The organism is Pedobacter sp. AK013, assembly GCF_014205835.1.
Classification (GTDB): Bacteria; Bacteroidota; Bacteroidia; order Sphingobacteriales; family Sphingobacteriaceae; genus Pedobacter.
In genome coordinates, this window is record NZ_JACHCQ010000003.1 from 96020 (window position 1) to 108604 (window position 12585).

The window sequence follows — 12585 nt, forward strand, 5'->3', positions numbered from 1 at the left end:
CAATCATATTTATCATCAATCTTTATAAAGACTGCTCTTTCCCAGTCTGATCTTTAATAAACGATTGGTTAAGTCCATCATCGAAAGACCAAATATTCAAACAGGTATCATCTGTAATTAATGGATAAGCATGTGCTTTATCTTTTGCTTTTGTAATTAAATTAAAAAAAAGACAAAGTGCTACTAAAGAAATTTTTCTCATAAATTAATATTTGGTTTTGTTTCGTAAATCGTTTTACCAAATTACCTACTAAATATCTCATGCCAGGCTTAAAATAAGCTGAGAAAGACATACTGGTTTAAATTGGATTTTCAGGTGGTAAAAGCCCCAACAAAGTAAAACGTTTTACTAGTGTCAATATTAGTAAAAATATCTTCATGTTTAGACTTACCTAACTGTAACATATAGGTTACAAAGTATTGATTTAAAAATGAATGGAAAAACAATCATCACCAGTACTATATAAATTGAAAATAGAAGTATAACACCTCTTTTTAGCTTTAAATTAAGGTATATTATTAGAAGCTTCGCAAGTTAGTCTATCAAAATTATAATTGTGTATTTCGTAAAAAAGCCGCACCACAATCTCTTATGATACGGCTTTTTATGTTTTAACTTAGCTATATTAATTATAACCAGGGTTTTGTGCTAAATTTTCATTAAGTGTGCGTTGAACTTGTGGAATTGGGAACAAGTTCCTAAACGTTGCTGAAGGTGTATGATCCCACCAGCTTTCGGTCGTAAATTTACCAAATCTGATCAGGTCATTTCTTCTGAAACCTTCAAAAATAAACTCCCTGCCTCTTTCATTTAGCAATTCGTTAAGTGTTAATGTTGCAGGGGTGTATGCTCTTGTTGCCCAATTTGCATCAGTAAAAGCTCTTTTTTTACAATCGTTGATCAGTTGTACTGCCTCTGCCGTTGCTACCCCTCCATTCTTACGCATAATGGCTTCTGCTTTCGCAAAATACACCCAGGTTAACCGGTAAATATTCCAATCAGTATTGTTATAATTAGGATCAATAGGTACAGCTACACCATTTACAATACCTGCAACCTGGTTACCTAATTTGTATTTATTGAAACGAACACCACTATTTTCTTCGCCTTCGCTCATATTGGATACAGTAGATCCGGTTTTATTTTTGCGGATGTTATCTACAAAAACAATCTGTTGTCCATCATATTCATTTCCTCCTCTGGCAAGGGCCGGTTGACCATTGTCAAATCTCACCATCGGACCTTCCAAGAGCCAGGTTCTCTTTCTTAAATCTTCATCCTCGTATTTTGTAAAATTTCCGGGTACTACAACAACACCATCGTTACCATTTCTGGCACCACCATAAATTTGATCTTGCTGGAAGTGAAAGAATTCACCTGTCCAAGAGGGTTGAAAAGAAGCTTTTGTAAACTCATAAGCGATTGAAAAAATCACTTCTTTGGATAAATCGTTAGTAGACTTGAATGGATCAGTAATGTTTGGATCTAACTGCATAGTACCGTTCTGTCCACCCCCATCACCTGCAATCAGTTTATTTGCGGCAGCAATACAATCGTCCCACCTTGCTGTACCTGTCCAAATTTCAGCATTTAGATAAAGCTCTACCAACATTGCATACGCACCGGCCTGACTCATCCTGCCAATCATGTTTTTTGATAACTTTGGTGCTTTTTCGATGTTTTCTTTAATCTCTTTTTCTATAAAAGAAAAAACAGCTGCTCTGGGCTGTGTTGCGGGCTTTGCAGGAATACCAACCTGTGTAACAATTGGAATATTGCCAAAAAGATCCATTAGTTTTAAATAATGGAAAGCTCTTAACAATTTTAACTCTGCAATGTAGGCATCCTTTTCTGCCTGTGTAATCCCCATATCTACAATACTCCTTCTTTCAAGGTTTCCGATAGGATCGTTACATAAACCCATGCCCCAATACATTAACACCCAGGCATTATTTAATGGTCCATCATCGCTTAACCAGCTATGATAGTGTAATCTTTTCCATTTACCACCATCTTCTCCATGACGACCTTTAGTTGGCCAGGCCAATTGATCTCCTGAGAGTTCAGCAGGTCTCCACCATCCATCCTGACCTGATGGCGTAACCCAGGCATTTGCGTGTGTGTATGGCCTTAAAACGGCTGATAGAACCTCATTTTTATTGTTATAGAAATTATCTGCAATCAACTGATCGTAAATTGGTTGATCAAGTTTTGAACAGCTATTGAATAGCAGTGTTGGCGCTGCCACAAGCACTGCTAGTATTATTTTTTTATATCTTTTCATTGCTTAAAAATTAAAATCCGAAATTAACGCCAAATAAGAATTGTCTTGTTGCAGGGTAAGGGCTTCTGGTGTCGATACCTAAGCTTCTGCCGTTGATTTCTTGACCTAAACCTGTATCTTGAATATAGTCTGGGTCATTCCCTGTGTAACCAGTAATGGTCACTAGATTTTGTCCGGTCAGGTTCAATCTTAGTGTTCTCACATATTTAGTTTTAAGTTTAAAGGTATAGCCAAGCGTAACCTCATCAAGTTTAAGAAAGCTACCACTCTCCAAATAATAATCAGTGTACATATAAGTATCTTTCAGTTCAGCATATTTGGTGAAAGCACTATTTAGTAAGTTTGTAGAGGCACCGTTTTTATTACCATAAGAAATAGCCATCGTATTGAGCACATCAAAATCAAGCTTACTTCTGAGGAATACCCTCAAATCAAATCCTTTATAGGTAAAGTTGTTTGTTAATGACAAATAATACTTAGGGACAGCATTCCCAAGCACGGCAAAGTCTGTTTGGTCTCTGAATACAGAGGTGTTAATTTCAGCATTACTTACAACCTCATTATTTCTGTTGTAAAACCTCCATTTTCCATCTGGTGAGAAATTGGCAAAACGTTTGCCCCAAAATTCACCTACTTTTCTACCTTCGTAAGTTCTAAATGCGTCTCCTAGTGCTCCGAAACCACCAATCGAGCCAAAAGTTCTCATATCCCTGCGATATTCGCTGTTTGAATAAGTGTCCAGGATATTTTCTGTTGTACTACCTGCAAAATCTACGCTCCAACTGAAATTTTTATTTTTGATAGCCGCATAGCTTAACGAAATCTCAATACCTTTAGCTGAAATTGATCCAACGTTTGTTGTAATTGATGAAGTTACAAAAGGAGGTTGTGGAGAAGTATACGTATCGATGAGGTCTTTCGTTTTTCGTTTATATACATCTATTGAACCGGTTAATTTGTTATTTAGGATCGTAAAGTCTATACCAATATTGGTTTCTTGTTTGGTTTCCCACCTCAAATCAGGGTTAGGGTTTTTATTTGGGCCATAAGTTTGCAGATACTCACCTGTTGGGAAAAGATAAATCCCTCCACCGCTTAAGGTTACCAGAGCTGCATCATTTCCCATACCCGAATTACCTGTTTCGCCATATCCTACTCTTAGCTTCAAATTGTTCACCCAGCTTACATTCTTCATGAATTCTTCCTGCGTAATATTCCAGCCTCCGGAAATAGCAGGGAAGTTAGCCCATTTGTTGTTTGCGCCAAACTTAGAAGAACCTTCTCTTCTGAAGATAGCTTGAGCAAAGTATTTATCACTCAGGGAATAGTTTAATCTCGCAAAAACAGCAATCAATGTGTTCTCGTTTTTAAAGCTTCCTATCCCAATTGTAGTAACCTTTACTGGCACACTTCCCAGGTTGTTATCTTCAAACAAATCATTCACATAGCCCCGGTTATTGGCATTAAAACCTTCATTGGTTTCCCGACGGAAACTGTAACCACCAATTCCAGAGAGTTTGTGTTTCCCAAAAGTCTTTGTGTATTCAATAGTAGGTTCGAAGTTGATATTTTGGTTTAATTCGGTAGTTTTTGCAGCATATCCACCATTAGGGGCATCACCGTTCTCTACTGAATTTTGGCTTGCCTTATCACGATATTCACTCCAAATTCTATTATTTCTTTGAGCTGCAAAGAATGCACTCAATTTCAGATCTTTCAGCACTTCGAAATCCAATTTACCATCTACTGAGGTAGTTTGCTGCTGTACGCCATAGCGTTCTTGTTCTAAACGGGCAAGCTCGTTGGTGATTGTTCTGGTGAAAAGGTAAGAACCATCAGAGTTAAAATAAGATTCAGTTGGATTCTTAGTTAATACATTTTCCCAACCGCCACCACCAAGTAGGTTGGCATTGTTGAAATTGGTAGATACATTAAACTGTGCCTGAAGTTTATCCTGAAATCCCTTTTGAGTTAAGCTTGCACGAATGCCATATTCTTTTCGTCCGTTTTCCTTTGCAAATCCCTGCAGCTCTCTGTAGTTTGCACTAACTCTATAATTAGAGTTATCGCTGCCTCCAGATACGGCCAAGTTGTGGTTGTTGGAGATATTATTTTTATTGATAAGATCCTGGAAGTAATCAAAATCCCCTCCCTTATCAACCACCTTGTACTCACCGCTTGCAATGCGTGCTCTCCATTCGGTAGCATTCATAAAGTCGGGCCTTTTTACAAGGGTTTCAGTTCTAACATAGGCATTGTAATCAAAACGAGCAGGTCCTTTTTTGCCTTTTTTCGTTGTTACGATGATTACCCCTGCATTTGCTCTTGTTCCGTATATTGCGGCACCCGATCCGTCTTTTAAAACACTAAACGATTCAATATCGTCTTGCTGTAAAAGATCAAGATTACCTCCCGGAATACCATCAATAATAATTAAAGGGCTTGCGGTACCAGATACAGAGGTAACTCCCCTTAATTGAATACCTACTCCGCTGTTAGGATTAGAGCTATTTCTAGAGATTTGTAACCCTGCTACCTTTCCTACCAGTAAATCCAATGGGTTTCTCGATCCGCTTTGTCTGAATTTAGTAGAATCTACTTTAGCGATGGCCGAGGTAATCTCTTTTTCTCTTAATGTACCGTAACCTACCACCACAACATCATCTAGCTTGGTATCAGCCGATACAGCTAATTTGACATTTAATGTGGTTTGATTAGCAATTGTGATATTCTGCGTTATATAGCCGATATAGCTGATCCTGATCACATCACCTACATTTGCTTCTATACTAAATTTTCCGGTTACATCGGTTACAACACCTTTACCAGAAGTTACATTCTTAATACCAACGCCTGGTATGGGCTGGTTATTTTCGTCAAGAACTGTCCCCGAAACTATCTTTTGTACCCGAGCATGTTGCAATAGCTTGCTCTCGTTAAAGCGCCTCCCCGTAACTCCCAACTTTGCGTTCATTGAAAACGCAGGACTATTCAGCAATACAATTGCAGCCGACAGCCCCGTAATTTTAAGTAAATTAATTTTCATTAACGGTTTTGTTAAATTATAAATGATTAGTTATTTTTTCCCTGGTAATATTTTATCTGCGTTGGAAATGACCGGACTGGATAGGTTGCCGAACATTTTCAGGTATATAATTGGTTTAAAGATTTGATTTGATAAAGACAGAAACTGACTCCAACAACTGGTTTTATTTCTGCTGTTTAATAGAACTCATTAAAATTCAGTAAGGGGTGCTGTAATTCTCATAATATTTGGATCAGGTATGCTAAAACGTTTTAGTCTGTCAATTATAACTATTATAAATCGTAATAAAACGTTTTAGTATGTAAAAAAAATATTACAGCATCTTGGAGAGAGGTTTTTTTATTAGTCTCTAAGAACTAGGCGGGTGGGGATAATTACCTCTTCAGCAGGTAGTTTACCTTTTGAAGAAAGGCGGCTTAAAATAAGTTTAATAATGGTTTCGGCTATCTCCTCTAAAGGTTGCTGAATAGCAGAAATGCGCGGGGTATGCAATTCGAATGCTTCATGATCATCATATGCAATTACTGCAAAATCATCCCCTACTTTTTTATCGATCTGTTTCAATGCTTTTAAACCACTAATAGCCAAATAATTGGTTACGAATAATACTGCATCGATTTTTTTATTTTCGAAGAGTTCTTTAATCTGCGCAATGGTGTCGCTTTCATCCTGGTTAAAGTGGATCTTTAAAACCAGGTTGTCATCATATTTGATTCCGTTATCTTCCAATGCTTTTTTATAACCATCGTATCGCTCAATAATTTGTTCCACATTTATATCAGTGGTAACCAAAGCGATGTTCTTTTTGCCCTGATCGATAAAATTCTGTATTGATTGATATGAGGCATTAAAATGATCGGCACCAACATAGCTTGTATTAATGTCTGGCAAATTTCTATCGAAAAGAATTACCGGATTGCCATCATCAAGGAGCATCTGGATATCTTCTTCTATTCCTTTTATCGGAGAGATGATATAGGCATCAACTTTTCGTGATTTGAACATATTGATCAGCTCCTTCGCTTTGTCGATATTATTTTCTGTACTGGAATAAATAATTTTATATCCTCTTTTATAGGCTTTATCTTCGATTAACCGTGCAATCCTCGAGAAGAATGAATTGGAAATATCCTCGATAATTAAGCCGATGATATTGGAGTTACCAGTTCTTAAACTTCTAGCAATCTGATTAGGTTTATAACCGCTTTCTTCTATAATTTTTTTTACTTTCTCTATTACTGCTTCGCTTATCGATTTCTCTTTTGCTTTACCGTTAATAATGAATGAAACTGTGGTAATGGATACGTTTGCTTTTACGGCTATATCTTTGATAGAAAGCGATTTCATTTGGTTGGGATTTCTTTAAATTAATCAATTCAAAGCTAAATAAAAATTGTAGCTTTTAAATTTTTGCCTGTTATAAAAACGCAATTTAACATTTTTTATATTAATCGTTTTAGAAACGTTTATTAAAGGAGCGAAGTGTAATGATAAATATAAATCTCTTTAGATTGTTTATTTTACATAGGTAGAAATTAACTTAGCCGTTTTTGCCGAAGCACCGGGTTTTCCCATAAGCAAAAGCAGCTCATCGTAATCCTTTAACATCATGTTCCTGCCGGCTCCTTCCATGATGATTTTAAGCGCTTCGTTTACTTTTTGGGTATTGCAATCTTCCTGGATCAGTTCGGTTACAATCTTTTTGTTTACGATAAGGTTAACCAATGAGATGAACTTTATTTTCACCAGCATCCTGGCAATGGCAATAGAAATGGTTCCTCCTTTGTAAACCACCACCTGCGGAACCTTAAATAAAGCCGTTTCTAGTGTAGCTGTTCCAGAAGCTACAATTGCGGCATGGGCATAGTGCAATAAATTATAGGTATTATTAAAAAGAAGTTTAACTTTTTTATCTCCCATAAACTGGTGATAATAAGCTTCCGTAAAGCTTGGTGCGGCAGCAATGGCGAATATACAATGGGGATAACTTTCTGTAATGCTTAACATCACCGGTAATAAACGCGCTATCTCCTGCTTGCGGCTACCGGGCAAAAGGGCAATAATTTTTTCACCTCCCAGTTGATTGTTTTCGCGGAAGTTTACATCTGGGGTAAACTGTGCAATTTCGTCCAGTAGCGGATTGCCTACATAATCTACCTTCATACCCCATTCTTTGTAAAAATCAACCTCGAAAGGTAGAATACAGAACATATGATCGACAACCTTTTTGATTTTCAGTACCCGCTTCTGGTTCCAGGCCCAAACTTTAGGTGAAATATAGTAACATACTTTTATGCCATTAGCCTTTGCAAATGCTGCAATTTTTAAATTAAAGCCCGGAAAATCGATCAAAATTAATACATCAGGCTTCCAATTTAAAATATCGTCCTTACAAACTTTGAGGTTTCTGAAAATGGTTCTTAAATTTAAAATCACTTCGGTAAAGCCCATAAATGCCATATCGGCATAGTGTTTAACCAGCTCCCCCCCTTCAGTTTTCATTTTATCTCCCCCGAAATACCTGAACACAGCTTCGCCATCCTCAGCTTTTAAGGCTTTCATTAAGTTGGCACCATGTAAATCGCCAGAGGCTTCTCCGGCTACGAGGTAATATTTCATGTCTATAATTTTATAGCAAAATCTGTCATTAGATGTAACATAAAAGTAATCGTCATTCCCGCGCAGGCGGGAATCTTAAAGCTATAGTACTTGGATCCTGAAATAAATTCAGGATGATGAACCTTCCTATTTGCTTTTTGCATTTTTTCAAAAAACTTTATAAGCAAAAAATGCAAAAGCACACAAAAACGTTGCGGCTAATATACCCCTACCAATATTTTCTTTATTGTATTTAAAAAAGTACTGCATAGTATAAGCATTTATAGCAATGCCTCCAATATATAACAAATCTGCTTTTGCAAGGTAAGCCACATGGTTAATGATATACCAGGCAATTGAACATAGTATTGCCGGCACAAGCAAACCAATGCCTAAACCTATCCATACCGAATTATTTAATCTTTTTAACCGATCAATCATTGCAAGTGCTTAACCTAAATTAATGCCATCTGGTGCCGAAACTTTGGTGCCCACAGATTTCGAATCTTTGTTGCCTATGAAATCCCAACTGTTTAAGGCCTGTATAGCATGATGCGCCGTTAAATCAAACTGAACCGGAACGATAGAAACATAATGATGTTCCAAAGCCCAAACATCGGTATCTTCTCCCTTATCAAAATTTTCGAAAACACCTGTTAGCCAATAGTATGGACGTTTGTAAGGATCTGTCCGCTCATCAAATTCTTCCATCCACTTGGCATTGGCCTGACGGCAAATTTTAACACCTTTTAGGTTGTCGCCTTTCGGAAAATTCACATTTAAAAGTGTGCCTTCCGGTAAACCATTCGCTAAAACCTGCTCACAGATATTTTTAATGTATTTTTTGGTATGGTTGAAATCGGCATCGGCAGCAAAATCATCGAGGGAGAAACCAATAGACGGGATTTTTTCTATCGCACCTTCTACCGCAGCAGACATGGTACCCGAATACAGTACATTAATCGAATTATTTAACCCGTGGTTAATTCCAGATACACACAGATCAGGTTTTTTACCTTTAAAGATTTTATTTACAGCAATTTTAACACAATCAACCGGGGTTCCACTGCATTTATACATTTCTACGCCCGCATAAAGATCAACCTTATCAAAACGGATCGGTTTACCTATGGTAATAGCATGCCCCATTCCACTCTGCGGACTATCTGGTGCAACCACCACCACATTGCCAAGCTCCTGCATTACCTCCATTAAATTCTTTATGCCTGTAGCTGTAATTCCATCATCATTTACAACTAAAATATTTGGTTTTGTGCCCTGCTTTGTCATGTCGGTAAAAATACAGATTATAAATTCAAGGCACAATAAAGCAAGGTTTATATGCAAAAATCATTTATTCCTAGATTTTTAGTTTTGGGATCAAAATTATTTCGTTCCCTGCAAGAAAGCATCTATATTTGAATAAATAACTTATTAAAAATGAATGCTGTATTTGAGATCATGCTTAAACTAACAGGTACACATTCATGATCATAAACCAAAACCAATTCAATGAAATTCAAACTATTTACTTTGGCTTGTTTTCTAATTACGGGTTCTTTCGCAAAGGCGCAAACCACCTACCAATGGAAAACAGGAACTTCTGGTGGCTTCACCTACAAATATGTAACCAACGATCCAACCAAAACACGTTTTTACACTTTAAAAAACGGTTTAACTGTAATTTTATCTCAAAATAATAAGGAGCCCAATATTACCTACAAAATGGCAGTAAGGGCGGGTAGTAATACCGATCCTCGTACCAATACGGGTTTGGCGCATTACTTAGAACACCTTTTGTTTAAAGGAACGGATAAATTCGGAACGCTAAATTATGCCAAAGAAAAACCACTTTTAAATAAGATCGAAGCACTTTACGAAACTTACAACAAAACTACCGATCCGGCTAAACGTAAAGAGATTTATAAGGAAATTGATAAAACATCGGGCGAAGCTTCAAATTATTCTATCGCAAATGAATATGATAAAATGATGAAATCGATCGGAAGTAATTCTACCAACGCACACACTTCGGTAGAAGAAACCGTTTACGAAGAAGACCTTCCATCAAATGCCATCGATAAATTTTTGGCTGTGCAGGCAGAACGTTTCCGTGCCCCTGTTTTCCGCATCTTCCATACGGAGTTAGAAGCTGTTTACGAAGAGAAAAACATCGGTATGGATAACGATGGCCGTAAAATGTATGAGAAAATGCTATATGCTTTGTTCCCAACACATAACTACGGACAACAAACCACCATTGGTACTATTGAGCATTTAAAAAACCCATCGTTAATCGAAATCAGAAAATATTACGATAAATATTATGTGCCTAACAATATGGCCTTAATTATGAGCGGTGATATTAATTATGATGATTTAATCAAAAAAATCGATAAAGATTTTGCCTACATGGTTCCAAAACCTTTGTCGCTTTATAATCCTGCTCCAGAAAAACCATTAACGCAGGTTCAAACGGTTGATATTTACGGTCCAAGTGCCGAAAACTTATATGTTGCTTACAGAGGTTTTGCTCAAAATACCCACCAAAGTTTATTACTGGATTTAATCGGCAGTATACTGGCAAACGGCAAAGCAGGTTTAATGGATATTAACATTAACAAACAACAAAAAATGTTGCGTGCAAGTGCCGGTTATAACTCCATGAAAGATTACGGAATTTTCATTTTATCTGGCTCGCCTAAAGCCGGACAAAGTTTAGAAGAAGCCCAAAAATTATTGTTAGAGCAGGTAGATCTGCTTAAAAAAGGCGAGTTCGATGAAAGTTTGATTAAAGCAACTGTAGCCAATATTAAATTAGGCGAGCTTCAAAGTTTCGATAACAACGATGTTCGTGCAGATTTCGCAATGAATGCCTTTATCCAAAACCGTGGTACGGAGTGGGATAAAACCCTGGCATCAACTGATGCAATGGCTAAAGTAACCAAAAAAGAAATTGTAGATTTTGCCAATAAATTTTTCATCAACAATTATGTTTCCATCTTAAAACATAAAGGCGAAGATAAGAGCATTATTAAAGTAGAAAAACCAGCCATTACAGCGGTAAAAACAAATGTTAATGAGGTTTCTCCATTTACAAAAGACATTATTGCTGCCCCTGTAAAACCGATAGCCCCTAAGTTTTTAGATTACACTAAAGATCTTAATTTCGGTAAAGCAGGCATTGCGGATGTAATTGCAGTTCAAAACACCGAAAACGGAATTTTCCGCATGAGTTACCGTTTTGATATAGGCTCTTACAACTACAAGCTATTGCCTTATGCTGCTCAGTATCTGGCTTTCTTAAGTACTGATAAATATTCTGCAGAGGATATTAGTAAAGCATTTTACAACATTGCCTGTAGCTACAGCATCAATGTAGGTACCGATGTAACTACCGTTTCCATCAGCGGTTTACAAGAAAACTTTGATAAGGCTGTTGCCTTGGTAGAAGATGTACTGGCACATTGCAAACCAAATGAAAAAGCTTTAGAAGATTTAAAGGGTCGCTTGTTAAAATCGAGAGATAATGCAAAATTAAATAAATCGTCTATTCTCGGTGGTTTAATGAGTTATGCGCAGTATGGCGCTGATAATCCTTTCAATTATGGATTAACCAATGATGAGATCAAAAACATGAAATCGGCAGATTTGATCTACATCTTACACAACCTTACCAACTACAAACACACCATTACTTATTATGGCCCAAAAACTTTAACGGCATTTTCTGCTGATATTGTAAAAGCACACCCATTAGCAAAAGAATTTACAGATGCTGCACCGATTAAGAAATTTGTGTACACTAAAACCGATTCGAACAAAGTTTACTTTGCCGATTACGATATGGTACAGGCAGAAATTCGCTGGGTACGTAATGCAGGACTATACGATCCGGCCAATGCGGCAAAAATTGCCTTATTTAACAACTATTTCGGTGGTGGTATGGGTTCAGTAGTATTCCAAACCATCCGCGAATCTAAAGCCTTAGCTTATTCTACTTTTGCAGTGTACTCTTCTCCAAACACTAAAGAGAAAGAGAATACTGTTATCGCTTATGTAGGTACACAGGCCGACAAAATGAATGAAGCAGTTGCGGGTATGAATGAGTTATTAACCACTTTACCCGAATCAGATAAATCATTTGCACTATCGAAAACAAATTCATTAAACGGTCTGGAAACTAGCCGCATTACCAAGGATGGTATTATCTACACCTATTTGGCAGATAAAAAATTAGGTTTCGATCACGACTCAAGAATTGATGAATACGCAAATCTGAAACCATTAACTTTTAATGATGTAAAATCATTCCATCAAACCAATCTTTCGGGTAAGCCTTACAACTATTGTATTGTTGCTTCAGAAAAGAAAATCAACATGGCCGATTTAGCAAAATTTGGCCCGGTTACCAAATTGAACTTGGAGCAGATTTTCGGATACTAGAAAGGTAGAAGGTAATAAGGTTAAGGGTAGAAGGTAAAAACCCAAGGCCTAAATAAAAAAGCGGCTCTCCGAAAGGGGGATCGCTTTTTTGTTTGGTTTATTATTTCATTGGTTATTTGTTCATTTGTCATTCGTTGCATTTTTCAGAAAAACAAATTGTGCCTTCGTGTCTTGGTGATAAAAAACACGAAAGCAGCTTCCTTCGTTAAT

Annotated in this window: 8 protein-coding genes; 1 reads left to right on the forward strand and 7 read right to left on the reverse strand. The window is 37.0% G+C overall.

Going from position 1 to position 12585, the window contains the following annotated elements:
- Nucleotides 1-22: 22 nt before the first annotated feature.
- The 7 genes from HDC90_RS03000 to surE form a co-directional block, all read right to left on the reverse strand.
- The gene (locus HDC90_RS03000) at nt 23-202 is read right to left on the reverse strand and encodes a DUF4964 domain-containing protein (RefSeq protein WP_184463763.1); all 180 of its coding nucleotides are present in this window, start codon (nt 200-202) and stop codon (nt 23-25) included.
- A gap of 424 nt (nt 203-626) precedes the next feature.
- The gene (locus HDC90_RS03005; RefSeq protein ID WP_184463765.1) at nt 627-2285 is read right to left on the reverse strand and encodes a RagB/SusD family nutrient uptake outer membrane protein; all 1659 of its coding nucleotides are present in this window, start codon (nt 2283-2285) and stop codon (nt 627-629) included.
- Nucleotides 2286-2295: 10 nt separating this feature from the next.
- A complete protein-coding gene (locus HDC90_RS03010; protein WP_184463767.1) occupies nt 2296-5331 on the reverse strand; it encodes a SusC/RagA family TonB-linked outer membrane protein in 3036 nt (1011 codons plus the stop codon).
- A gap of 342 nt (nt 5332-5673) precedes the next feature.
- The gene (locus tag HDC90_RS03015; protein ID WP_184463769.1) at nt 5674-6678 is read right to left on the reverse strand and encodes a LacI family DNA-binding transcriptional regulator; all 1005 of its coding nucleotides are present in this window, start codon (nt 6676-6678) and stop codon (nt 5674-5676) included.
- Nucleotides 6679-6846: 168 nt separating this feature from the next.
- On the reverse strand, nt 6847-7950 hold the full coding sequence (lpxB, locus tag HDC90_RS03020) for a lipid-A-disaccharide synthase (RefSeq protein WP_184463771.1): 1104 nt from the start codon (nt 7948-7950) through the stop codon (nt 6847-6849).
- Between the two features lie 147 nt (nt 7951-8097).
- A complete protein-coding gene (locus HDC90_RS03025) occupies nt 8098-8370 on the reverse strand; it encodes a stationary phase survival protein SurE (RefSeq protein ID WP_184463774.1) in 273 nt (90 codons plus the stop codon).
- 9 nt (nt 8371-8379) lie between these two features.
- The gene (surE, locus tag HDC90_RS03030) at nt 8380-9219 is read right to left on the reverse strand and encodes a 5'/3'-nucleotidase SurE (protein WP_184463776.1); all 840 of its coding nucleotides are present in this window, start codon (nt 9217-9219) and stop codon (nt 8380-8382) included.
- A gap of 222 nt (nt 9220-9441) precedes the next feature.
- On the opposite strand from surE, the gene HDC90_RS03035 reads away from it, so the two are divergent.
- Nucleotides 9442-12375 carry a pitrilysin family protein gene (locus HDC90_RS03035; protein ID WP_184463778.1) on the forward strand — a complete coding sequence of 978 codons (2934 nt, stop codon included), beginning with the start codon at nt 9442-9444 and terminating at the stop codon, nt 12373-12375.
- Nucleotides 12376-12585 lie beyond the last annotated feature (210 nt).

Bases quoted from the DNA above. Each gene is read 5' to 3' on its own strand.
- HDC90_RS03000 (WP_184463763.1), bottom strand. From the start codon at position 202: ATGAGAAAAATTTCTTTAGTAGCACTTTGTCTTTTTTTTAATTTAATT.
- HDC90_RS03005 (WP_184463765.1), bottom strand. From the start codon at position 2,285: ATGAAAAGATATAAAAAAATAATACTAGCAGTGCTTGTGGCAGCGCCA.
- HDC90_RS03010 (WP_184463767.1), bottom strand. From the start codon at position 5,331: ATGAAAATTAATTTACTTAAAATTACGGGGCTGTCGGCTGCAATTGTA.
- HDC90_RS03015 (WP_184463769.1), bottom strand. From the start codon at position 6,678: ATGAAATCGCTTTCTATCAAAGATATAGCCGTAAAAGCAAACGTATCC.
- lpxB (WP_184463771.1), bottom strand. From the start codon at position 7,950: ATGAAATATTACCTCGTAGCCGGAGAAGCCTCTGGCGATTTACATGGT.
- HDC90_RS03025 (WP_184463774.1), bottom strand. From the start codon at position 8,370: ATGATTGATCGGTTAAAAAGATTAAATAATTCGGTATGGATAGGTTTA.
- surE (WP_184463776.1), bottom strand. From the start codon at position 9,219: ATGACAAAGCAGGGCACAAAACCAAATATTTTAGTTGTAAATGATGAT.
- HDC90_RS03035 (WP_184463778.1), top strand. From the start codon at position 9,442: ATGAAATTCAAACTATTTACTTTGGCTTGTTTTCTAATTACGGGTTCT.